This is a genomic window from Pseudomonas fluorescens, assembly GCF_902497775.2.
Classification (GTDB): Bacteria; Pseudomonadota; Gammaproteobacteria; order Pseudomonadales; family Pseudomonadaceae; genus Aquipseudomonas; species Aquipseudomonas putida_F.
Genome location: NZ_OZ024668.1, coordinates 5,394,202 through 5,417,941, shown reverse-complemented (window position 1 = coordinate 5,417,941; position 23,740 = coordinate 5,394,202). Strand labels below are relative to the sequence as shown.

The following is a 23,740-nucleotide window of genomic DNA, read 5'->3' as shown; positions in this document are numbered from 1 at the left end:
TCAGGCAATGCTTGAGTTTGGTGGAACAGATGAAAACCGGCCTTCAGTGCTGAAGGCCGGTTTATCCACAATCAGGCCAGGGCCGCCTGCTTGTTTTCCACAGCCAGCAAGTCAAAACGCTCGGCCAGGAACGGGGTGATATCCAGTGGCAGGGTTTCCTGATGCACAACCTTGTCGATCAGCACCCCAGTGATGGCCGAGGTGAGGATGCCGGTGCGAAAGTGTCCACAGGCATTCAGGTAACCGCTGACTTCGGGTACCGGTCCCAGAATCGGCAACTCGTCCGGCGAACCCGGACGCAAGCCGGCCCAGGTGCGCTTGAGGTTGATCTGCGCCAGCTCCGGCACACAGCGCACCGCGCCCTGAACCAGGCCGTTGATTTCCGGGAAGGTGTTGCTGACGTCGAAGCCTTTGTCTTCGGTGGTGCTGCCGATCAGGATTTCGCCGTTGTCCTTCTGCGCCATGTAGCAGTCGCTGGTGGTCAGGCAGCCTTGCAGCAGCTTGGGCATGCGCTCGGTAAGGATGATCTGGCCTTTGACCGGCTTGACCGGAATCCGCAGGCCAGTGGCCCATTCGCTCAGGTCTGCGGCCCAGGCGCCAGCGGCGTTGATCAGGGTATCGCAGTGGAAGGTGCCCTCCTCTGCGGTTTGCACACCGCTGACCCGCGAGCCCTGGTGCAGCACACCGGTGATGTTGGTGTTGTGGAACAGGTCGACGCCATTCTGGCGCGCCGCTTCCATGTACGAATCGGCCAGGCGGAACGGGCTGACCTGGTGATCGCAAAGGAACTCCAGGGCGCCATGGGCCTGATGGCTGACCGCAGGTTCTGCCTGGCGCAGAGCATCGCGGTCGAGCCAGCGCACCTGGTCGGCCAGGTGCGGAATCTGCGCGACGATGTGTTCGGCGTAGAGGCGGTCTTCATCGTCGTAGATCACGTACTTGAGGCCCGTGCGTTCGAACTTGAAGTCCATTCCGTGGCGTTCGATCAGCTCGCGGTGCAGCTGTGGATAAAGTGCATTGGACTGCAAGGCAAAGTCGAAAAACGACTGCGGCAGGATGTGCGGCGTGCTCGAATCCACCGCCACTGCCGCGCCATGGGCCTCGCGCTTGTGCTTGGCCGACATCATGCGAAAGAAGATCACCCCGCAGCCCAGCCCCACGGATTCACCGATTGCCCACAGGCCGCCCGCCGAAGCGCGGGTGGCGTTGCCCGGGCGCTTGGCATCGATCAGGGCGATCTTCAGGTTCTTGCGTTTGGACAGCTGGTAGGCGCAGGAGGCACCGATCACACCGCCACCGGCGATGACCACATCATAGGTTCTGTTCATGCTTCAGGCTTCCGTGCCGAGTTGCTGGAATGCAGAGAATGGAATCGGGTCGATCGGGAAACGCGGGCGCAGCCAACCGACATCGGCGCGTCCGGTGGCTTCGCGCAGGCGGTCGCTGCAATAGCCGACACACATGCGCCCCTGACAATCGCCCATGCTCACCCGGGTGCGCATCTTCAGCCCGGCCATGTCTTCGACGCCCTGCTCCAGGGCGCGATCGATATCGCTGCGAGTGACGTGCTCGCAACGGCAGATCACCGTGTCCGGCTGCGGCAGGTCGATTTGCTTGGTACCGCGGTGGGTGTAGCGCTCTACCCCGGCGCGAAAACGCTTGATCGCCGCCAGCTGGCCGAGGTATTTCTCGCGCAATTCGATGGCCTGTTCGGCGTTTAGTACTTCACGCTGGAGCAGGATCGAAACGGCGGCGATTCGCCCGGTGAGCATCGCTGCCTCACCCCCGCGGATGCCGCCCATGTCGCCGGCCAGATGGATATGGGGCTGGCTGCTTTGCTGCCAGACGTTGCATTCCGCGCGCAGGTAGCCGTCTTCGTTGAAGCCGTGGTCCAGGCCCAGTTGCTGGCTGAGTTGCGTACGCGGGATAAACCCGTAGCCCACCGCCAAAGTTTGCGCCGATTCGCGCTGGGCGCGGGAAAGGTCCGGTTGCCAGTCTTCACCGTAGGGTGCCACCGTCACTTCAGCCAGCTCGCCCTCACCCTTGGCCTCGACAACGCCCCAGCCGTAGTACATGGGGATGCCATTGAGCTTCATGTAGCCGAGCATGCTCAGGCCATCGAGAAACAGCTGCGGCTTGTTCATCAGCGCCAGGCTTTCGCGGGCAATCTTGCTGAACGGGCACGCTTCATACACACCGGCAACTTTCGCCCCGGCCGCGTGCAGCTGGCAGGCCACCAGCGGCAGCAATGGCCCGGTACCGGCGATTACGGTACTGCCCAGGGGTTTGACCACGCCACTCTTGATCTGCAGTTGCAGCCCGCCAAGCAGCATCACGCCTGGCAAGGTCCAACCGGCAAAAGGCACGTTGCGCTCGTGGCAACCGGCCGACAGCAGCAGGTGGGAATAGTCGATTTCGTGCAGGGTTTCTTCGGCATCGAGCACCATCAGGCGCTGCTCGTCGCCACCGACCACGCGGCTGTTCAGGCGCAGGTCGATATGATCGCCGCAGGCAGCAAAATCCTTGTGCAGTTTCTTCAGCGCCTTGCTGTAGCGGGCGCCCAGGTACCCCAGGTCGACACCGCTGCGTAGCGGCCCGCGAAACACCACGCCACCCGGGCGCGAGGCTTCATCGAATAACAGGCTGGAGACACCGTGGTTGGCCAGCTCGATTGCTGCCGCCATACCCGCTGAACCACCCCCGACAATCACTGGACGCAAGCTCATGGTGCCTCCTGCCCGGCAAAACGATTGGTCCCGGTTTCAACCTGCATACCCGGCTGCACCACGGTCTGGCAGGCGCGGCGCTTGGGCCGGCCATTGATCGATACCAGGCAGCAATGGCACACGCCCATGCCGCAGAAGGCGCCGGTCAGTTGATCATGGTCGTTGCGCGCCACCTGGCGCAGGCCCACGGCGTTGAGCACGCTGAGCACGGTTTCACCGGCGGCGACAGCGACTGCCTGGCCGTTGAGTTCGATGGTCATGTCCGCCCGCGACAGGGGCTGGATATCAAGCTTTCGCTCCAGAGTCTGCATAGCTTTTCGTCCGTGAAAAAGAAACGTGGACTGCGCACACTATGCCAAGCGCGCGCCTGGACTATTGATCCAGGCCAGCTAATGGGTCTGCTTGCCGGACAAACCGACAAAAACACAAAACCCCCGAAAGTCGGGGGTTCTGGTGAATTTAGAGAATTAAAGCTGTCGCACCCAAGATGACCCAAGGTTAAGACGATTTGAATGCACAAGGGAGGAGCACGTTGTGTCTGTTCGAACCGCGATAAGCTTCTGTAGCAGAGTACTTCCGTGATCGTTTTGGATTACAGGAAGAGGCGCTGGTCAGTCTGTTTTTTTACTAGTGTTCGAAGTCGATTGCGCAAGGGGCTTCTTCTCGGTCTGACCTTTGTCGTGAATGTGCTCCTCTCTGAAGCGTTGGTGCCATCGTTCCAATGCTTCTGCACCATCTGATGCATGGCTAAGCGAGCTCAGGAGTATGAGAGCAAGCAGAATTGAGCTAACCAGTTTCATAAGGACCTCACTTTTTTACTTTGAACGTGTCCGTACTGTTCCAACAACCAAGCCAAATCATCGAAGATCGCAGCGAAATACATCGCGCCTAGTCGGCGCAATGAATTTGCGGTTCGGTGTGATTGACGGATCATGTGGGGGTAGCTTTGCGGGTAGCGAGCGAGGCGGTTCAGACCAGCTCCGATGAGCTGCGTGATCGGGGCTTGAGGGTCAAGATGCTTCAGGTCGGCATGCACCCGTCTCAGTTCACGCGCTAGTTGCAGTGACAACCTGCCCAGGTATTCGTCTTGCTGTTGGTTATCGAGTGTTCCTGGTGCCAGTGCGGCCAACGAGGCGAGCCGGTGTTGCTGGCGTACCTGCCATGAGTGATCACTAACGGCGGCACCCTGTCGAAGCAATATCAGAGTCTCGCGATGAAGCGCTCCAACTAGCCTATTGAAATTCCTGTCATTTCGTTTGGGCAGTAGCTGGTACGCAAGCAGACAGATACCCAAAGCGATGATCCATGAGGCTGACTGGTTCGCGAAGTCGTTGAAGTCATAGGCGGGTACGAGAGTGGTAGAAACCAATGTGTTGAAGGCGATCAGAAAAGCTACCCCTTGAAAGGCGCGGGAAGGCAATGTAGTCGCGTGAATGCCGAACGACCAGAAAAGGCTCAGGCTGACCAGGAGCAGTGGCAGACCATTGATCTGCGGCAGGATGAGGAACTTGCAAGCGAGCGCTGCGGGAATCGCATACAGCGTCCCACGTAGAAAGCTTTCGGTCCCTTTTTCTGGGGTGGGTATTGCAGCGATCAGTGTGCAGTAGGGCCCCAGAACTGCCAGCAGAGTAGGGCCCTGGTCCCAGCCACTTATGTACCAGACAGCACCTGCCAGCAAAGTTGCCAGCAGGGCTCTGATCCCATTGCGCAGGCCGTCTGCGTAATTGCGATGAAAGCGAAATGGGCGATGAACATGAGCAGTTTCTTTCTCTAGGGAAGAGAAGCCTTCCAGTGCCAAAGCGAACTCTTCCAACTGCTCGTCCAAGCGCCTGAACGCAAGGAGGGTACGTTGCTCTGGATGACTGGCATGGAGAGTTGAAGCTATTTTGCTCGCTAGCTCGTCACGAATGTTTCGAACTCGGACCTTGGCCTCTGACAGGCTCAGAGAGCGCTCGCTTAATGCCGTGCTTACCGAAGCAAGCTGATGACCGGTTGCTGAAACTGCTTCTGTTGATTCCAGTACGGACAAGTCGGCAGGCAACTCATGTTCCAGCAGTGCCGATTGCAGGTAAGCCGAGCCAGACCTGATGGCTTTCAAATTGTCACTGATGACCCAAGATTCGCCTCGACCCAGGCCGAGGAGATCGTCCACCTTGTTGATCTCTGCCGCGAGGACAAGACGTTTGCGATGCGCCTGCTCATCTGCAGGTTGGGCGTATTTCCCTGCAATCAACGCTGCGGCCTTGACACATAAGCTGATCACTGTGTCGCGTATGCGAGCCTCGACTTTCTTGCGACTGAAGAGAACGGTAACCAGAGTCAGACTAATAGCCCCGACCACCACCGCAGTGGCACGGGAGACAATGTGTTCAAAGCTGATCTGAGGTTCGACGATGGCTGGCCCCAACGCCAGGCAAACGGTGTAGCCGGCCACTACGGCGGTTGTTGCGTAGTAATGCCGGACCACAGACATAGCGGCTACACATAGCCCAAGCCATATCCCAATGCCCAATATCAACAGGATCATTTGTTGGGCGAAACAAGCCACCAGAACGAATGCGGCTACTGCACCCACCAGTGTGCCGGCGATACGATGCAGACCTTTGCCAACCACAGCTCCCTGGACGGGATTGACCAGCAGGAGCACAGTAGAGGCCGCAGAGAATGGGGAGTCCAGATGCAGGTAGAGACCTACGGATAATGCCAGGGCTGCTGCCATGCAACTGCGTAAGACATACAGGCTTGTAGAAGGAGTGAAGGGCAACGGCAATACGCCAAACCGTTTACCTATAGCTGCGGCGCCCATTACAGAAACTCCTGGAGCCAATGAGTCAGACGCCGATGGTTTCGTGCATCAGGCTGGTCCACCTCAATGCTTGCTGTCATGCCTGCTACAAGCTCCACGCCCTCCGGGATGTGGTCAATTTCAATGCGCACCGGCAATCTCTGGGCCAGTCGAATCCAGCTGAACGTCGGGCTCACCTGAGGTAAACCGTTCTCCGCCCGGACTTCATTGGTATCGGAGATTCCCCGTCCTATGCTCGACACATGACCGGAGAGCAGTGGCGAGAAGCCCATGAGCTTGACCTTGGCATTGGCTCCGAGAGGGATGTTTGTGAGTTTGGTCTCCTCGAAATAACCGGTGACCCAGAAACTCTTGCTGTCGACAACGAACATGTTGGTACCACCTGCAACGGCATAATCACCGGGTTGCAAACGCAGTTGGGTGACGTAGCCATCTACGGGCGCAAAGATCTTGGTACGTTGTAGTTCTAGTTGGGCATGTGCCAACTGGGTCTGTGCAGCGTTCAGCCGAGCTTTGGCGATTGCACTGGAGCGTACAGCGTTATCGATCTCTTCCTTGGGCACTACACCTACAAGCAGCCTCCGGCGGCGTAGCTCTTCGTTGCGCTGCTGGAACACTTCCTTGAATTCGGCCAGCTCGGCGGCTTTTTGATCGGCTGCCAGGACATAACTTCGAGCATCGATGCTGTACATCAGATCACCTTTCTTCACCCACTGGTTATCACCGACCCAAACCCTCTCGATGCTGCCCGATACCTCGGGAGCGATTCGGATGACCTGAGCACTAATGCGGCCATCTCGGGTCCATGGTGCCAGTACATAAGTATTCCAAAGTGATAGGCAGAAATAGAGTGAAAAGGCACCAATAACCAGGGTGGCCAGGAACTTGAACAATCTCACTACGTAATTCATCGACGCCTCTTCAGAGTTTGATGACCAGCAAAGAAAGCAAGGACACCGAAAGGAAGAATCGGAGCAGGTTTGGATGCCACATCAGGTCCAACCAACGTCGCGTCATCCTTTCCAAGATGAGATAGAGCACCGTTGCTACCAGCAGGTAGATGAACAGTGGAGGGAAGTACACGTTGGCAATGGAGAACTCGCTGAGCATGGATCGCACCTGTTGCTGGCCAAGTCAGTGCATCGTAGGAAAAGCAGCTTGATTCCGATATGGACTATTAAGACAATAAATAATCAAATTCAGACAGAGGTGGCACTTTATGGCTACGACCGCTTTCCCTCTAGATCTTCATGATCCTGATTCACTTGTGCAGCCGGCCGTGGCCTTGATGATCGAGTCTCAACAAAACGACACTGAGGTACCTGTCCACCAGCATCGGAAGGGCCAACTGATCGTGGCATTGAAGGGGGGAAACGTGTGCACCATCGAAGATGGCTTATGGATGGTGCCGCCAGGCTTTGGTGTATGGGTTCCAAGTGGAACGGTTCATAGCAACCGCGTTACGGCCAACGGCAAGATCTGCTTGCTGTTCATAGAGCCTGGCATCGCTCAGCTTCCGGAGCATTGCTGCACCCTGGCATTGAGCCCACTCATCCTGGAGTTGGTTTTGTATCTGGCAGGCTGCCCTAGAGATTATCCAGCCGATGGCCAAATTGCACGGCTTGCTGGGGTGCTACTTGAGCTCCTGGAACAAGCACCTGCTGAGCGATTTTATCTACCGCTTCCGAAGAGCCCGCAAGTGCGGCAGATTGCTAGCGTCTTGGCTGAGGCCCCTGCTAGTCGGGTGACAGTGGCCGAATGGGCAGACAGGGTTGCCATGAGTGAGCGGACACTTGCGCGGCTGATCAAAAGCGAGACGGGCCTTACCTTCGGACATTGGCGTAAGCAGTGGCAGATTATCGTTGCTTTGCAGCACTTGGTCGAGGGCGCATCGGTGCAGAGTACCGCCGAAGCGTTGGGTTATGAGTCTGTCAGTTCGTTCATCAGCATGTTTCGCAAGACGCTTGGAAACTCACCAGCTCGCTACGTTCGTGAAGCGATCGTGAGTCAAAAACTGAGATAACATAAAAGGCTAAAGCAGCGTGACGGTGACATGGCCGGCTACGTGCCATGCAGGTTACGTCTGACGTACGAAACGAGCGATTCATCGGGCTGAATTTGCAAAGGCGTGGACGAGAGTCGAACCAGGGTTGCGGCAGGCGCAACAGGAGATAGGAAGAGCTCGTCGAAGAAGGGAGCCAGTGGCGGCTCCCTTCCTCAGCGACAGTTTTTATTGCGGAGCGACAGTTTTAATTCTCAGAAACTATCCGGGCTCAACCGCAGCAATCGTTATTCAACAGTCACCGATTTCGCCAGGTTACGCGGCTGGTCGACGTCGGTGCCCTTGAGCACTGCTACGTAGTACGACAGCAGTTGCAGCGGGATGGTGTAGAGGATCGGCGCCAGGGCATCGATGATATGCGGCACGGCGATTACGTGGGTGCCTTCGCCATTGCTCATGCCAGCTTGCTCGTCGGCGAAGACGATCAGCTCACCGCCGCGGGCGCGCACTTCCTGCAGGTTGGACTTGAGCTTTTCCAGCAGCTCGTTGTTCGGCGCCACAGTGACCACTGGCATGTCGCTGTCGACCAGCGCCAGCGGGCCGTGCTTGAGCTCGCCGGCCGGGTAGGCTTCGGCGTGGATGTAGGAGATCTCTTTGAGTTTCAGCGCACCTTCCATGGCCACCGGGAACTGTGCACCGCGACCCAGGAACAGGGTGTGGTGCTTGTCGGCGAACAGCTCGGCTGTCTTCTCGACGATCGAGTCCATGGCCAGGGCTTCACCCAGACGGGTTGGCAGGCGGCGCAGTTCTTCGACCAGCTCGGCTTCGACACCGGCGGCCAGGGTACCGCGCACCTGGCCCAGGGACAGGGTCAGCAGCATCAGCGAGACCAGCTGGGTGGTGAAGGCCTTGGTCGAGGCCACGCCGATTTCCGGGCCGGCCTGGGTCAGCAGGGTCAGGTCCGACTCGCGCACCAGCGAGCTGATGCCCACGTTGCAGATCGCCAGGCTGCCGAGGAAGCCTAGCTCCTTGGCGTTGCGCAGGGCTGCCAGGGTGTCGGCGGTTTCACCCGACTGCGAGATCGAGACGAACAGGGTGTCGGGCTGCACCACTACCTTGCGGTAGCGGAACTCGCTGGCGACTTCGACCTGGCAAGGGATACCGGCCAGGCTTTCCAGCCAGTAACGGGCAACCATACCAGCGTGGTAGCTGGTGCCGCAGGCAACAATCTGCACATTGCGCACCTTGGCGAACAGCTCGGCAGCTTGCGGGCCGAAGGCCTGGACCATGACGTGGTCCTTGCCCAGGCGGCCTTCCAGGGTACGTTGCACCACGGTTGGCTGCTCGTGGATTTCCTTGAGCATGAAATGACGGTAGGCGCCCTTGTCAGCGGCTTCGGCACCTTCGTGGTATTGCACGGTTTCGCGCAGAACCTGAGTACCGGCGACGTCCCAGATGCTGACCTGGTCGCGGCGGATTTCGGCGATGTCGCCCTCTTCCAGGTACATGAAGCGGTCGGTGACCTGGCGCAGCGCCAACTGGTCGGAGGCCAGGAAGTTCTCGCCGTGGCCCAGGCCGATCACCAGCGGGCTGCCGCTGCGGGCGGCCAGCAAGCGGTCAGGCTGCTTGGCGCTGATCACGGCCAGACCATAGGCACCGTGCAGTTGCTTGACGGTGGCCTTGAGGGCATCGGCCAGGTCCGGCAGGGATTTGAGGGTGTGTGCCAGCAGGTGAACGATCACCTCGGTGTCGGTTTGCGAACTGAATACGTAGCCCAGGCCCTTGAGCTTTTCGCGCAGCTCTTCGTGGTTCTCGATAATGCCGTTGTGCACCACCGCCAGTTCATGGCCGGAGAAATGCGGGTGGGCATTGTGCTCGGTTGGCGCCCCGTGGGTAGCCCAGCGAGTGTGGGCAATACCCAGGTTGCCGGCCAGCGGCTCAGCGGCAACAGCGGCTTCCAGCTCGCTGACCTTGCCGATACGGCGGCGGCGCTCAAGGTTGCCCTGCTGGGTGAAGACGGCCAGACCTGCGCTGTCATAGCCGCGGTACTCGAGACGCTTGAGGCCTTCGATCAGAATGGTTGTGATGTTACGTTCGGCGACGGCACCAACGATTCCACACATTAGTCATGCTCCTGGGTGATAGCGGCGCAAATCACGTTGATGCCGCGGTCTTCAATTTGTACGCGTGCCTCATGGGGCAAGCGCTCATCAGTAATAAGGGTGTTGACGCTGCCCCAAGGCAGCTCAAGGTTGGGGATCTTGCGCCCGACCTTGTCGGACTCGACCATGACGATCACTTCCCGGGCGACTTCAGCCATCACCCGGCTCAGGCCCAGTAGTTCGTTGAACGTGGTGGTGCCGCGCGCCAGGTCGATGCCATCGGCGCCAATGAACAGTTGGTCGAAGTCGTATGAGCGTAGTACCTGCTCGGCCACCTGGCCCTGGAACGATTCCGAATGCGGGTCCCAGGTGCCGCCGGTCATCAACAGCACCGGCTCGTGTTCCAGCTCGCTGAGAGCGCGGGCCACATTCAACGAGTTGGTCATGACCACCAGACCGGGTTGATGACCCAGCTCCGGGATCATCGCCGCGGTGGTACTGCCACTGTCGATGATGATGCGTGCGTGTTCGCGGATACGCCCCACAGCAGCCTTGGCGATGGCCTGCTTATAGAGGGAGACTGGCTGGCCCTGATCGGTGAACAGCTCCTGCGGCAGGGTCACTGCGCCACCATAGCGGCGCAACAGCAGGCCGTTGGCTTCGAGGGCAGCCAGATCCTTGCGAATGGTCACTTCGGAAGTTTCGAAACGCTTGGCCAGGGCGTCGACGCTCACCTCGCCCTGCTCATTGAGCAAAGCCAGGATGTTATGGCGTCGTTGGGGGGTGTTACGTTTCGACATGGCGTCTTTAAGTTTCGATTCGAAAGATAATGATGCCAATCAAAACCTATAGCGGCCGGTGCGTCAAGAACGCCGGGAAAAAATTCTCGCTGTGAATAACTTGCTCGACCGGAATGTTTTTATCCACAGAATGAAAAAGGCCGACTTATGCACAAACTCGTCGGCCTTTTCTATCAGCTGTGGGTAACTCAGCTTTTCTTGATTTTCTCCGGCCGCTTCCAGCCATCGATGTTGCGCTGACGCGCACGACCGACCGCCAACTGTGCCGCTTCGACGTTCTGGGTAATGGTAGAACCCGCTGCCGTAGTGGCACCGTCGAGGATATCCACAGGCGCGACCAGGGAGTTGTTCGAGCCGATGAACACGTCTGCGCCAAGTACCGTCTTGAACTTGTTGGCGCCATCGTAGTTACAGGTGATGGTACCGGCACCGATGTTGGTGCGCGCACCGACTTCGGCATCGCCCAGGTAGGTCAGGTGACCGGCCTTGGCGCCTTCACCCAGATGGGCGTTCTTCAGCTCGACAAAGTTACCCACATGGGCGCGAGCGTCGAGCACACTGCCTGGGCGCAGACGAGCAAACGGGCCGGCATCGCTGCCTTCGCCCATGATCGCGCCTTCCAGGTGGCTGTTAGCCTTGACCACCACGCCTTTGCGCAAGGTGCTGTTCTTGATCACGCAGTTCGGACCGATGACCACGTCGTCTTCGATGACAACGCGACCTTCGAGGATCACGTTGATATCGATGAGCACATCGCGACCAACGGTCACCTCACCGCGTACATCGAAACGCGCCGGGTCACGCAGGGTCACGCCCTGGGCCATCAGGCGGCGGCCTTCACGCAGTTGGTAGTGACGCTCAAGCTCGGCCAGCTGACGACGGTCGTTGGCGCCCTGCACTTCCATCGGGTCCAGCGGCTGCTCGGTAGCGACCACCAGGCCATCGGCTACAGCCATGGCGATCACATCGGTGAGGTAGTACTCGCCCTGGGCGTTATTGTTCGACAGCCTGCCCAGCCAGTCAGCCAGGCGCGCGCCCGGGACGGCGAGAATGCCGGTATTGCCTTCGTTGATAGCTTTCTGTGCGTCGCTGGCATCCTTGTGCTCGACGATCGCCGTCACCTGGCCCTGGGCATCACGGACGATGCGGCCGTAGCCGGTCGGATCATCCAGGGTCACGGTCAGCAGGCCAAGCTGCTGCGGGGTAACCTTGGCGAGCAGGCGCTTGAGGGTGTCGACTTCGATCAGCGGGACATCGCCGTAGAGGATCAGTACGGTTTCGGCGCTTAGTGCCGGCAGGGCCTGGGCGACGGCGTGGCCGGTACCCAGTTGCTTGTCCTGCAGGACGAAATTCAGGTCATCGGCGGCCAGTCGTTCGCGTACCAGTTGCGCACCGTGCCCGATCACCACATGAATACCCTGCGGCTGCAGCTGGCGAGCGCTGTGGATAACATGGCCAAGCATGGAGTCGCCGGCGACCGGATGCAGCACCTTGGGCAGCGCCGAGCGCATGCGGGTACCTTGGCCTGCGGCGAGAATAACGATATCGAGAGACATTGACTGGCTACCAATCCTGGGTGGTCAGCGATGTGACCAGAAGAAGAATTTCGGAAAAAGAAAAAGGGTAGCCGAGGCTACCCTTTAACTCAATCGCAATGGAAGTGATCGGCGAGCGCCAGATTACTTGCCTTTGCGCATTTGCTGGACGGTACGCAGCTGGGCTGCGGCCTCGGCCAGACGTGCGGCGGCGGCGCCGTAGTCGAAATCCGCGCCTTTCAGATTCAGGGCGTTCTCGGCAGCCTTGAGGGCTTCCTGAGCCTGAGCCTCGTCCAGGTCTGCAGCACGTTGCACAGTATCGGCAAGCACCTTGACCATGTTCGGCTGGACCTCGAGGAAACCACCAGAGATGTAGAACACCTCTTGGGCGCCACCCTGCTTGGTCAGCGTGATCGGACCTGGCTTCAGATTAGTGATCAGCGGGGCGTGGCCTGGAGCGATACCAAGATCACCCAGGTTGCCGTGCGCAATCACCATCTCGACCAGACCGGAGAAAATTTCCCCTTCCGCGCTGACGATATCGCAATGGACTGTCATAGCCATCTGCTTGCCTCAACCTGATTAGCGCCCCTTGCGGGGCGCCGGGATTACAGTTTCTTGGCTTTCTCGACAGCTTCTTCGATGCCGCCGACCATGTAGAACGCTTGTTCTGGCAGGTGGTCGTAGTCACCTTTGAGGATGCCGCTGAAGCCTGCAATGGTGTCTTTCAGGGAAACGTATTTGCCTGGAGAACCGGTGAAGACTTCGGCCACGAAGAACGGCTGGGACAGGAAGCGCTGGATCTTACGAGCGCGCGATACCAGCTGCTTGTCGGTTTCGGACAGCTCGTCCATACCCAGAATGGCGATGATGTCCTTCAGCTCTTTGTAGCGCTGCAGAACATACTGAACGCCACGAGCGGTGTCGTAGTGCTCGTTGCCGATCACGTTCGGGTCCAGCTGGCGCGAAGTCGAGTCCAGTGGATCGACCGCTGGGTAGATACCCAGGGAGGCGATGTCACGGGACAGTACGACGGTGGCGTCCAAGTGGGCGAAGGTGGTCGCTGGCGACGGGTCGGTCAGGTCGTCCGCAGGTACGTATACGGCCTGGATCGAGGTGATCGAACCTTCCTTGGTCGAAGTGATACGCTCTTGCAGAACGCCCATCTCTTCAGCCAGGGTCGGCTGGTAACCTACTGCCGAAGGCATACGGCCCAGCAGTGCGGATACTTCGGTACCGGCCAGGGTGTAACGATAGATGTTGTCGACAAACAGCAGAACGTCGTTACCTTCGTCACGGAACTTCTCAGCCATGGTCAGGCCGGTCAGCGCTACGCGCAGACGGTTTCCTGGTGGCTCGTTCATCTGGCCGTATACCAGAGCAACCTTGTCCAGTACGTTGGAATCCTTCATCTCGTGGTAGAAGTCGTTACCCTCACGAGTACGCTCACCCACACCGGCGAACACGGAATAACCGCTATGCTCGATGGCGATGTTACGGATCAGTTCCATCATGTTTACGGTTTTGCCTACACCGGCACCACCGAACAGACCAACTTTACCACCCTTGGCGAACGGGCAAACCAGGTCGATAACCTTGATGCCGGTTTCCAGCAGGTCGTTGCCGCCTGCCTGGTCAGCGAACGAAGGAGCGTCGCGGTGAATACCCCAGCGCTCTTCTTCACCGATTGGACCGGCTTCGTCGATTGGGTTACCCAGGACGTCCATGATCCGGCCCAGGGTCGCTTTACCGACCGGTACGGAGATGGCTGCGCCGGTGTCTGCAACGTCCAGACCGCGCTTCAAGCCTTCGGTCGAGCCCATCGCAATGGTACGAACCACGCCGTCGCCCAGCTGCTGCTGAACTTCCAGGGTGGTTTCCGCGCCTACTACTTTCAGCGCGTTGTAAACACTCGGAACGCTGTCACGTGGGAATTCCACGTCGATGACGGCGCCGATGATTTGAACGATACGTCCGCTACTCATAGCTGGATCCTCTGAATATTTGAACCGTTAAACCGCGGCAGCGCCGCCGACGATTTCCGAGATCTCTTGGGTGATCGCAGCCTGACGCGCCTTGTTGTAGATCAGCTGCAATTCGCTGATCAGGTCACCGGCGTTGTCGGTGGCGTTCTTCATCGCGATCATCCGGGCAGCTTGTTCAGCTGCGTTGTTCTCGACCACCGCCTGGTAGACCTGCGACTCCACGTAACGCACCATCAGGCCGTCCAGCAGCTCTTTGGCGTCAGGTTCGTAGAGGTAGTCCCAGTGGTGCTTGAGTTCTTGATCCGGGGTTGCAACCAACGGAATCAACTGCTCGACCGTTGGGGCTTGCGTCATGGTATTGACGAACTTGTTCGATACCACGGACAGACGGTCGATACGACCATCCAGGTAAGCGTCCAGCATGACCTTGACGCTGCCGATCAGATCATTGATCGACGGCTCTTCGCCCAGGTGGCTGATCGCGGCAACGACGTTACCGCCGAAGCTGCGGAAAAACGCCGCACCCTTGCTGCCAACCACGCAAAGATCGATCTCGATACCTTGCTCGCGGTTGACCGCCATGTCCTTGACCAGGGCCTTGAACAGGTTGGTGTTCAAGCCACCGCACAAACCACGGTCACTGCTCACGACGACATAACCGACGCGCTTTACTTCGCGTTCAATCATGAAGGGGTGGCGGTATTCCGGGTTGGCGTTGGCCAGATGACCGATAACCTGGCGGATACGCTCCGCGTAAGGACGGCTAGCAGCCATGCGCATTTGTGCCTTGCGCATTTTACTGACCGCCACTTTTTCCATGGCGCTGGTAATTTTTTGCGTGCTTTTGATGCTCGCAATCTTACTGCGAATCTCTTTTGCGCCTGCCATGTAACACCTATCAGGTTAGCAAGCGGGGGCCGCAAAGCCCCCGCTGCGGCTTACCAGGTTTGGGTGGCCTTGAACTTCTCGATACCGGCTTTGATGCCAGCGTCGATTTCGTCGTTGAAGTCACCCTTCACGTTGATCTTCGCCATCAGTTCGGCGTGATCACGGTTGAAGTAAGCGATCAGCGCTTGTTCGAAGCTACCGATCTTGGCGATTTCAACGTCGGTCAGGAACCCACGCTCAGCGGCATACAGCGACAGCGCCATGTCCGCGATGGACATTGGAGCGTATTGCTTCTGCTTCATCAGCTCGGTAACACGTTGACCGTGCTCGAGTTGCTTACGGGTGGCTTCGTCCAGGTCAGAAGCGAACTGGGCGAATGCCGCCAGTTCACGGTACTGAGCCAGAGCGGTACGGATACCACCGGAGAGCTTCTTGATGATCTTGGTCTGAGCGGCACCACCCACACGGGATACCGAAACACCGGCGTTCACTGCAGGGCGGATGCCCGAGTTGAACATGGCCGATTCCAGGAAGATCTGACCGTCGGTGATGGAAATCACGTTGGTCGGAACGAACGCGGAAACGTCGCCAGCCTGGGTTTCGATGATCGGCAGTGCGGTCAGGGAACCGGTTTTGCCAGTTACAGCACCGTTGGTGAACTTCTCGACGTACTCTTCGGAAACGCGCGATGCACGCTCCAGCAGACGGGAGTGGAGATAGAACACGTCGCCTGGGTACGCTTCACGTCCTGGTGGACGGCGCAGCAGCAGGGAGATCTGACGGTAGGCAACGGCCTGCTTGGACAGGTCATCGTATACGATCAGCGCGTCTTCACCGCGGTCACGGAAGAACTCGCCCATGGTGCAACCGGCGTATGGCGCCAGGAATTGCAGTGCGGCGGATTCCGAAGCACTGGCAACCACCACGATGGTGTTGGCCAGGGCGCCGTTTTCTTCCAGCTTGCGAACGATGTTGGCAACGGTGGAACGCTTCTGGCCGACAGCAACATAAACACAGAAAATACCGGAGTCTTTCTGGTTGATGATGGCGTCGATCGCCATGGCGGTCTTACCGATCTGACGGTCACCGATGATCAGCTCGCGCTGGCCACGGCCGACCGGGATCATGGCGTCGACAGATTTATAGCCAGTCTGTACAGGCTGGTCTACCGACTTACGCCAGATCACGCCCGGAGCAACTTTCTCGACCGCGTCGGTCTCGGTGTTGCCCAGTGGGCCTTTGCCGTCGATTGGGTTACCCAGTGCGTCGACTACGCGACCCAGCAGTTCCTTACCAACTGGAACTTCGAGGATGCGGCCGGTGCACTTGGCGCTCATGCCTTCAGCGAGGGTGTCGTAGGCGCCCAGTACTACCGCACCAACGGAGTCTTGCTCCAGGTTGAGGGCCATACCGAACACGCCACCTGGAAACTCGATCATTTCGCCGTACATTACGTCGGCCAGACCGTGAATCCGCACGATACCGTCAGAAACGCTGACGACAGTACCCTCGTTGCGGGCTTGGGAGGTCACGTCGAGTTTCTCGATGCGACCCTTGATGATTTCACTAATTTCGGAAGGATTGAGTTGCTGCATTGCTCTGCTGCCCCTTCAAACTCAAGATTTCAATGCTTCGGCCAGTTTCGCGATTTTGCCGCGAACCGAGCCATCGATTACCAGGTCGCCGGCGCGGATCACGACACCACCGATAAGGGAGGCGTCCTCCGTCGCATGCAGGCGCACTTCCCGGCTGAGCCGTGCACTGAGAACCTTGGCGAGTTTGTCTTGCTGTTCTTGGTTCAACGCAAAAGCACTGGTGACTTCCACGTCCACGGATTTCTCTTGTTCAGCCTTGTACAGGTCGAACAAAGCCGAAATCTCCGGCAAAAGCAGGAGACGGTCGTTTTCCGCGGCAACATGAATGAAATTCTGTGCCTGTGCATCGAACTTGTCACCGCACACGTCAATAAACGCGGCGGCCTTTTCTGCGCTCGTCAGTCGCGGGGCCTTGAGCAGGCGCTGCATCGTGTCGTCTTCCGACACTGCAGCAGCCAGGCCGAGCATGGCTGACCAATTGGCCAGTTGCTGATGGGCCTGGGCGTGCTCAAAGGCCGCCTTAGCGTAAGGTCGGGCCAACGTGGTCAGTTCTGCCATGATCGCCCTCGCTTAAATTTCAGCGGCCAGTTTATTAACCAGCTCCGCATGCGCGTTTTGATCGATTGTGGCGCCAAGGATTTTTTCAGCACCGCCGACAGCCAGCAGACCCACTTGGGCACGCAGGGCGTCTTTGACACCGTTAATTTCCTGTTCGATCTCGGCTTGAGCCTGAGCCTTCACACGGTCAGCTTCGACGCGGGCCTGATCACGGGCTTCCTCGACGATCTGAGCACCGCGCTTCTTGGCTTGCTCAATGATTTCGGCTGCCTGAGCTTTCGCTTCGCGCAGTTGCTGACCCGCTTTATCTTGGGCCAACTCCAGGTCGCGAGCTGCTCGGTTGGCAGCGTCCAGTCCATCCGCGATCTTCTTCTGACGTTCTTGCAATGCCGCGATGACCGGAGGCCACACGAACTTCATGCAGAACAGCACAAAAATGAAGAACGCAACGGACTGACCAATCAGGGTTGCATTAATGTTCACGCCAACACCTCGCTCGTTCTTTGTCCATCACACCAAACCACTCGAGAATTCGAGTGATTAGCCGGCGATTTGACCAACGAAGGGATTAGCGAAGGTGAAGAACAGAGCGATACCAACACCGATCATGGTTACGGCGTCGAGCAGACCGGCAACGATGAACATTTTAACTTGCAGCATTGGAACCATCTCTGGCTGACGAGCAGCGCCTTCCAGGAACTTGCCGCCCAGCAGGCCGAAACCAATGGCGGTACCCAGAGCACCCAGGCCGATCAGCAGAGCAACAGCGATAGCGGTAAGACCAACTACAGTTTCCATCTTTCCTCCCGACTTTTACGTCGTATTGGTTAGGTTTTTTAGTTTGAAGCGGTAAAACAAAATCGTTTGGTACAGCTGCCCTTGCGGACTTTTTCGACCCTTCCCGGTACTGGCGAAAGGGTCATCAGACACGCCAGGCGGTCTTAATGGTTATCTTCGTGAGCCATCGACAGGTAGACGATGGTAAGCATCATGAAGATGAACGCTTGCAGGGTGATGATCAGGATGTGGAACACAGCCCACGCCCATTGCAGCACCACGCCCAGGCCGCTGAGCCAGAGCAGGCCGCTGCCGAACATCACGGCAATCAGGATGAACACCAGCTCGCCGGCGTACATGTTGCCGAACAGACGCAGGGCCAGCGAGATTGGCTTGGCAATCAGGGTGACGAATTCGAGCAGGAAGTTGACCGGAATCAGCAGGATCTGAACGAAGATGTTCTTGCTGCCGAACGGGTGCAGGGTCAGTTCGCCGAGGAAGCCGCCGATGCCCTTGACCTTGATGCTGTAGAAAATGATCAGGGCGAACACGCTGAAGGCCATGGCCAGGGTCGCGTTCGGGTCGGTGGTCGAGACCGCGCGGAACGGAATGTGCGGATCACCGGAGATCAGGATGGCCAGCTGAGGAATCCAGTCGACCGGGATCAGGTCGATGGCGTTCATCAGGAAGACCCAGACGAAAATGGTCAGCGCCAGTGGGGCGATCACCGGGCTGCGGCCGTGGAAGCTGTCCTTGACGCTGCCGTCAACGAACTCTACCAGCACTTCTACGAAGTTCTGCAGGCCGCCAGGCTGGCCGGAAGTTGCCTTCTTGGCTGCCATGCGGAACAGGAATACGAAAAGCAGACCCAGTGCGACCGACCAACCCAGGGTGTCCAGGTGGAAAGCCCAGAAGCCCATTGCCTTGGCTTCTGCTGCGGAATGGGCAAAGCCCCAACCGCCGTCTGGTAGTTGACCGAAGGTCAGGTTCTGCAAGTGGTGCTGGATATAGCCCGAAGCGGTTTCTGCTGCCATGGTTGCCTCAAACGCCCTAAGGTCTCGAAAGTCTTATATTCATCAGCAGGGGCGCGAACCAGCTGACCAACTGGGTCAGCAGAAAGACACCGAAGACTGCTAACGGCGCCAATGGCTTCACTCCTGCGAACGTCAATGCGAAAAGCACTGCCGTCAAAATCAATTTGCCTGCCTCGCCAGCGTAAAACGACTTGACGATGGCCTGCGCTGCCCTGGCTCCCGTGTAACGAAAAGCCTTCCAGGCGAAATACACATTCGGCAGCCAGGCAATCAGCCCTCCGCAGAGTGCCGAATATCCACTGACCGCCCCGTGCCACTGCCACAACGCCAAAGTTGCCAGCAGAAACACGACACATTGAGCCAACAGTACCGGAAAAACCGCCCAGCGATGGAAAGGCAAGCGGTTTGGCGTGCGGGTTTCCATCACAACTGCTCCTCGAAAGTCGACCAACCAGTCAGCTATGACTTGGCATAATTTGTGCCGACAAAATGCGCGCAGAGTATAGGGGCGGTTTAACCCCTATTCAACTGCCGGGTAGTGATTTCCGACTGCGCGCTACAAAAGGAATTGTTTCAGCGGATGTGAGCAAGGACACCTTGCAACTCATCTAGTGAGTTGTAACGGATAACTAACTGGCCCTTGCCCTTGTTGCCGTGGCGAATCTGTACGGCCGAGCCCAGACGCTCTGCCAGACGCTGTTCAAGGCGGGTGATGTCCGGGTCTGGCTTGGCAGGTTCCGCAGCCTCGGGTTTGCCATTGAGCCACTGGCGTACCAGTGCCTCGGTCTGGCGCACAGTCAGGCCACGTGCGACAACGTGACGCGCCCCGTCGACCTGCTGTTCATCCGGCAATCCGAGCAGTGCCCGGGCATGACCCATCTCCAGGTCGCCGTGGGACAACATGGTCTTGATCACTTCCGGCAACGAGATCAGGCGCAGCAGGTTGGCCACGGTTACCCGCGACTTGCCCACAGCGTCGGCGACCTGTTGCTGGGTCAGCTGGAATTCCTGCTGCAGACGCTGCAGGGCGATGGCCTCTTCCACCGGGTTGAGGTCTTCGCGCTGGATGTTCTCGATCAGGGCCATGGCGATGGCCGCTTCATCGGGCACATCGCGGACCATGGCCGGGATCGTCTCCATACCGGCCTGCTGGCTGGCGCGCCAGCGGCGTTCACCGGCGATGATCTCGAATTTGTTGTCGGCGATCGGGCGCACCACGATCGGCTGCATCACGCCCTGGCTCTTGATCGAGTGGGCGAGTTCTTCCAGTGCCTGCGGGTCCATGTCCCGGCGCGGCTGGTACTTGCCGCGCTGGATCAGGTCGAGCGGCAGGTGTTGCAGTTCCTTTTGGTCGACCTGGACAGCCTGCTCTTCGAGCGCGCTGACGGTCGGACCACTGAGCAGTGCATCCAACCCACGTCCGAGACCCCGTTTCTTAACGGCCATGCGGATTCCTTAAGTTGTCTGTGCAGTGCGGGTTTGACGACGTTGGCGACGAACCAGTTCCCCGGCCAGGGCCAGGTACGCCAGGGCGCCACGCGATTGCTTGTCGTAGGCCAGGGCCGGCATGCCGAAGCTCGGGGCCTCGGCCAGGCGGATGTTGCGTGGAATCACGGTGTCGTACAGCTGGTCGCCGAAGTGTTCCTTGAGCTGTGCGGAAACATCGTTGATCAGGCTCAGGCGCGGGTCGTACATGGTTCGCAGCAGGCCTTCGACCTTGAGCTGCGGGTTCAACCGCTCGCCAATCCGCTTGATGTTATCCACAAGGTCGCTCAAGCCTTCCAGGGCAAAGTATTCACATTGCATCGGAATAATCACGCCATCGGCGGCGACCAGGGCGTTGAGGGTCAGCATCGACAGCGACGGCGGACAGTCGATCAGGATGTAGTCGTAATTCTCGCGGATCGGCGCCAGCGCGGTGCGCAGGCGGCTCTCCTTCATCTGCATTTCCAGCAGAACCACTTCGGCGGCGGTCAGGTCGCGGTTGGCCGGCAGCAGCTGATAGCCGCCGTGCTCGGAGAAGTGCATGGCCTGGGCCAGGTCGCATTCGCCGATCAACAGGTCATAGACCGAATGTTCCAGGACGTGTTTATCCACACCGCTACCCATGGTGGCGTTGCCCTGTGGATCGAGATCGATCAGCAGCACGCGGCGCTTGGTTGCCACCAGCGATGCTGCGAGATTGATACAGGTGGTGGTTTTGCCCACACCACCTTTCTGGTTCGCAATTGCGAATACCTTAGCCATTCTTGCTTGTGTTCCCAGTCATGCCGTGCGGCGCAGTATCAGCAGATGGCGTTGGCCTTGGCAACCCGGAACGGTCAAGGCCTGCTCGCTATCCACTCTGAAATCTGCCGGCAATGCTACCAGCTCATCGGCAGGATGCAGCCCTTTCATTGCCAGCCACTGCGTCTGGGCGTCACCGAGGTGGCGCGTCCAGTTGGTGAAGTTCTCCATGCTGCTGAAAGCACGGGAAACAATTCCGGTGAAAGGCAGCTCCGGTTGGAACTCCTCGACCCGCTTGTGGATAACTGTGAGGTTATCCAGTTTGAGTTCCAGCTTTACCTGAGTCAGGAAGCGGGTTTTCTTGCCGTTGCTGTCGAGCACCGTGACTTGCTTGTCCGGATGCAGGATAGCCAAAGGAATGCCCGGCATGCCACCGCCGCTGCCGACATCCAGCCAGCGCTCGCTGTGGATAAACGGCATGACGCTGAGGCTGTCGAGCAGGTGGCGGGAAACCATCTCGTCCGGATTGCGCACGGCGGTCAGGTTATAGGCCTTGTTCCACTTGATCAGCAAGGCCAGGTAGGCCAGCAGTTGTGCGTGCTGGGCCTCGCTCAGCTCGACACCGAGCTGGCGGGCGCCTGTGGACAACTCTTCGGCGTGTTGAGGGGTGACCTGAGAACTCAAGCGCTTTGCTCCAACTCGCGGCCTGCGCCGCGTTTTTTCAGATGAATCAGCAACAGGGAAATCGCCGCCGGGGTCACGCCGGGGATACGCGAAGCCTGGCCCAGAGTCTCGGGCCGGGTCTGGCCGAGTTTGCTCTGGATTTCCTTGGACAGCCCGGAAATACCGCTGTAGTCGATATCGTCGGGCAGGCGGGTGTCTTCGCTGGCGCGCAGCCGGGCGATTTCTTCCTGTTGCCGGTCGATGTAACCGGCGTATTTGGTCTTGATTTCAACCTGCTCGGCCACTTGCGGGTCGATTTCGGATCCGCCGGTCACTTCCATCAGCCCGGTGTAATCGATTTCCGGGCGGGTCAACAGGTTGAGCAAGTTGTATTCATGGCTCAACGGCGTACCGAATTTTTCGGCAATGGCCTGACCTTGCGCGGTGTCCGGGCGGACCCAGGTAGATTTCAGACGCTGCTCTTCCAGGGCAATGCCTTCGCGCTTGGCGCTGAATGCGGCCCAGCGCGCGTCATCGACCAGACCCAGCTCGCGACCTTTTTCGGTCAGGCGCAGGTCGGCGTTGTCTTCACGCAGGATCAGACGGTACTCGGCCCGCGAGGTGAACATGCGGTACGGCTCCTGGGTACCCAGGGTAATCAGGTCGTCGACCAGCACGCCGATGTACGCCTCATCGCGACGCGGGCACCAGCTTTCACGGCCCTGTGCACGCAGCGCGGCGTTGGTCCCGGCGAGCAAACCCTGGGCACCGGCTTCTTCGTAGCCGGTGGTGCCGTTGATCTGGCCGGCAAAGAACAGGCCGCCAATCACCTTGGTTTCCAGGCTGTACTTGAGGTCACGCGGATCGAAGTAGTCGTACTCGATGGCGTAACCCGGACGCACGATGTGGGCGTTTTCCATGCCGCGGATCGAACGCACGATCTGCAGCTGCACATCGAACGGCAAGGATGTGGATATCCCGTTCGGGTACAGCTCGTGGGTGTTCAGGCCTTCCGGCTCGATGAACACCTGGTGACTCTCCTTGTCGGCAAAGCGGTGGATCTTGTCTTCGATCGACGGGCAATAGCGCGGGCCGATGCCTTCGATCACCCCGGAGTACATCGGCGAACGATCGAGGTTCGAGGCAATGATCTCGTGGGTGCGGGCGTTGGTGTGGGTAATCCAGCAACTGACCTGACGCGGGTGCTGTTCCTTGGAGCCCATGAACGACATCACCGGGATCGGCGTGTCGCCGGGTTGCTCGGTCATTACCGAGAAATCCACCGAGCGACCGTCGATGCGTGGTGGCGTACCGGTTTTCAGGCGGCCAACACGCAGCGGCAGTTCACGCAGGCGGCGAGCCAGGGCAATCGACGGTGGATCGCCGGCGCGGCCACCGGAGTAATTCTGCAAACCGATGTGGATAAGTCCGCCGAGGAAAGTCCCGGTGGTCAGTACCACGGAGTCGGCGAGAAAACGCAGACCCATTTGTGTAACCACACCGCGTACCTGGTCCTGCTCGACGATCAGGTCGTCGCACGACTGCTGGAATATCCACAGGTTGGGCTGGTTCTCAAGAATCTCGCGCACTACCGATTTGTAGATGGCGCGGTCGGCCTGGGCGCGAGTAGCGCGCACCGCGGGGCCTTTGCGGTTGTTCAACACACGGAACTGGATACCGCTCTTGTCAGTGGCCAGTGCCATGGCACCGCCGAGCGCATCGATTTCCTTGACCAAGTGGCTCTTGCCGATGCCGCCGATGGCCGGGTTGCAACTCATATGACCGAGGGTTTCCACGTTGTGGGTCAGCAACAGGGTTTTGACACCCATGCGTGCAGACGCAAGCGCAGCCTCGGTACCGGCATGGCCGCCGCCGATGACGATCACTTCAAAACGGGAAGGGAAATCCACCACGCACCTCGTGCCTGTTTCGGGAATAGATAGGGATAACGCACAAGTATAGGGACTTACCCCCCTCTAAAGGAACCTTTTGCACAAAATTTAACCAGGCTGTGGATGAATGGCGTGTAATAGAAATTAAAAG

At 58.7% G+C, this 23,740-nt stretch carries 23 protein-coding genes; 1 reads left to right on the top strand and 22 read right to left on the bottom strand.

Going from position 1 to position 23,740, the window contains the following annotated elements; genetic code table 11:
* Positions 1-71 precede the first annotated feature (71 nt).
* The 6 genes from hcnC to F8N82_RS24885 form a co-directional block, all read right to left on the bottom strand.
* Positions 72-1,328: a cyanide-forming glycine dehydrogenase subunit HcnC gene (gene hcnC / locus F8N82_RS24910; protein ID WP_095162517.1), complete on the bottom strand. Its 1,257-nt coding sequence runs from the start codon at positions 1,326-1,328 to the stop codon at positions 72-74.
* Between the two features lie 3 nt (positions 1,329-1,331).
* The gene (hcnB, locus tag F8N82_RS24905; RefSeq protein ID WP_038997942.1) at positions 1,332-2,726 is read right to left on the bottom strand and encodes a cyanide-forming glycine dehydrogenase subunit HcnB; all 1,395 of its coding nucleotides are present in this window, start codon (positions 2,724-2,726) and stop codon (positions 1,332-1,334) included.
* On the bottom strand, positions 2,723-3,037 hold the full coding sequence (gene hcnA, locus F8N82_RS24900; RefSeq protein ID WP_038997941.1) for a cyanide-forming glycine dehydrogenase subunit HcnA: 315 nt from the start codon (positions 3,035-3,037) through the stop codon (positions 2,723-2,725). Before hcnA ends, hcnB begins: the two co-directional genes overlap by 4 nt.
* 485 nt (positions 3,038-3,522) lie before the next feature.
* Entirely contained in the window at positions 3,523-5,532 is a 2,010-nt protein-coding gene (locus F8N82_RS24895; protein WP_038997940.1) for an FUSC family protein, read from the bottom strand.
* Positions 5,532-6,443 carry an efflux RND transporter periplasmic adaptor subunit gene (locus F8N82_RS24890; protein ID WP_038997939.1) on the bottom strand — a complete coding sequence of 304 codons (912 nt, stop codon included), beginning with the start codon at positions 6,441-6,443 and terminating at the stop codon, positions 5,532-5,534. The genes F8N82_RS24895 and F8N82_RS24890 overlap by 1 nt, the downstream gene beginning before the upstream one ends.
* A gap of 10 nt (positions 6,444-6,453) precedes the next feature.
* Positions 6,454-6,642: a DUF1656 domain-containing protein gene (locus F8N82_RS24885; protein WP_038997937.1), complete on the bottom strand. Its 189-nt coding sequence runs from the start codon at positions 6,640-6,642 to the stop codon at positions 6,454-6,456.
* Positions 6,643-6,751: 109 nt separating this feature from the next.
* Here F8N82_RS24885 and F8N82_RS24880 point away from each other — a divergent pair, with 109 nt between their 5' ends.
* Positions 6,752-7,555: an AraC family transcriptional regulator gene (locus tag F8N82_RS24880; RefSeq protein WP_038997936.1), complete on the top strand. Its 804-nt coding sequence runs from the start codon at positions 6,752-6,754 to the stop codon at positions 7,553-7,555.
* A 266-nt stretch (positions 7,556-7,821) separates the two neighbouring features.
* On the opposite strand, the gene glmS is transcribed toward F8N82_RS24880, so the two are convergent.
* The 16 genes from glmS to mnmG all read right to left on the bottom strand — a co-directional run bounded on the left by glmS (position 7,822) and on the right by mnmG (position 23,607).
* The gene (gene glmS, locus F8N82_RS24875; protein WP_038997921.1) at positions 7,822-9,657 is read right to left on the bottom strand and encodes a glutamine--fructose-6-phosphate transaminase (isomerizing); all 1,836 of its coding nucleotides are present in this window, start codon (positions 9,655-9,657) and stop codon (positions 7,822-7,824) included.
* Entirely contained in the window at positions 9,657-10,436 is a 780-nt protein-coding gene (locus F8N82_RS24870) for a DeoR/GlpR family DNA-binding transcription regulator (RefSeq protein WP_038997920.1), read from the bottom strand. Before F8N82_RS24870 ends, glmS begins: the two co-directional genes overlap by 1 nt.
* A gap of 188 nt (positions 10,437-10,624) precedes the next feature.
* Positions 10,625-11,992, bottom strand: coding sequence for a bifunctional UDP-N-acetylglucosamine diphosphorylase/glucosamine-1-phosphate N-acetyltransferase GlmU (gene glmU / locus F8N82_RS24865; protein ID WP_038997918.1), 1,368 nt, complete (start codon positions 11,990-11,992; stop codon positions 10,625-10,627).
* A gap of 123 nt (positions 11,993-12,115) precedes the next feature.
* On the bottom strand, positions 12,116-12,535 hold the full coding sequence (locus F8N82_RS24860) for a F0F1 ATP synthase subunit epsilon (protein WP_038997917.1): 420 nt from the start codon (positions 12,533-12,535) through the stop codon (positions 12,116-12,118).
* Between the two features lie 44 nt (positions 12,536-12,579).
* Complete coding sequence (gene atpD / locus F8N82_RS24855) at positions 12,580-13,956, bottom strand: F0F1 ATP synthase subunit beta (RefSeq protein WP_038997916.1); 1,377 nt, start codon at positions 13,954-13,956, stop codon at positions 12,580-12,582.
* Positions 13,957-13,983: 27 nt separating this feature from the next.
* The gene (gene atpG / locus F8N82_RS24850) at positions 13,984-14,844 is read right to left on the bottom strand and encodes a F0F1 ATP synthase subunit gamma (RefSeq protein ID WP_038997915.1); all 861 of its coding nucleotides are present in this window, start codon (positions 14,842-14,844) and stop codon (positions 13,984-13,986) included.
* Between the two features lie 50 nt (positions 14,845-14,894).
* Positions 14,895-16,439: a F0F1 ATP synthase subunit alpha gene (gene atpA / locus F8N82_RS24845; protein ID WP_038997914.1), complete on the bottom strand. Its 1,545-nt coding sequence runs from the start codon at positions 16,437-16,439 to the stop codon at positions 14,895-14,897.
* A gap of 21 nt (positions 16,440-16,460) precedes the next feature.
* Complete coding sequence (locus tag F8N82_RS24840; protein WP_038997913.1) at positions 16,461-16,997, bottom strand: F0F1 ATP synthase subunit delta; 537 nt, start codon at positions 16,995-16,997, stop codon at positions 16,461-16,463.
* A 12-nt stretch (positions 16,998-17,009) separates the two neighbouring features.
* Positions 17,010-17,480, bottom strand: a complete 471-nt coding sequence (locus tag F8N82_RS24835) for a F0F1 ATP synthase subunit B (RefSeq protein ID WP_010222733.1) — start codon at positions 17,478-17,480, stop codon at positions 17,010-17,012.
* Positions 17,481-17,537: 57 nt separating this feature from the next.
* On the bottom strand, positions 17,538-17,795 hold the full coding sequence (atpE, locus tag F8N82_RS24830; RefSeq protein ID WP_003097235.1) for a F0F1 ATP synthase subunit C: 258 nt from the start codon (positions 17,793-17,795) through the stop codon (positions 17,538-17,540).
* A gap of 143 nt (positions 17,796-17,938) precedes the next feature.
* Entirely contained in the window at positions 17,939-18,808 is an 870-nt protein-coding gene (atpB, locus tag F8N82_RS24825; protein WP_010222723.1) for a F0F1 ATP synthase subunit A, read from the bottom strand.
* Positions 18,809-18,824: 16 nt separating this feature from the next.
* A complete protein-coding gene (locus F8N82_RS24820) occupies positions 18,825-19,232 on the bottom strand; it encodes a F0F1 ATP synthase subunit I (protein ID WP_010222722.1) in 408 nt (135 codons plus the stop codon).
* A 149-nt stretch (positions 19,233-19,381) separates the two neighbouring features.
* Positions 19,382-20,254, bottom strand: coding sequence for a ParB/RepB/Spo0J family partition protein (locus tag F8N82_RS24815; protein ID WP_038997906.1), 873 nt, complete (start codon positions 20,252-20,254; stop codon positions 19,382-19,384).
* A gap of 9 nt (positions 20,255-20,263) precedes the next feature.
* Positions 20,264-21,055, bottom strand: coding sequence for a ParA family protein (locus tag F8N82_RS24810; protein WP_010222720.1), 792 nt, complete (start codon positions 21,053-21,055; stop codon positions 20,264-20,266).
* A gap of 18 nt (positions 21,056-21,073) precedes the next feature.
* Positions 21,074-21,718: a 16S rRNA (guanine(527)-N(7))-methyltransferase RsmG gene (gene rsmG, locus F8N82_RS24805; protein ID WP_038997905.1), complete on the bottom strand. Its 645-nt coding sequence runs from the start codon at positions 21,716-21,718 to the stop codon at positions 21,074-21,076.
* Complete coding sequence (mnmG, locus tag F8N82_RS24800; RefSeq protein WP_038997903.1) at positions 21,715-23,607, bottom strand: tRNA uridine-5-carboxymethylaminomethyl(34) synthesis enzyme MnmG; 1,893 nt, start codon at positions 23,605-23,607, stop codon at positions 21,715-21,717. Before mnmG ends, rsmG begins: the two co-directional genes overlap by 4 nt.
* Between the last annotated feature and the right edge of the window lie 133 nt (positions 23,608-23,740).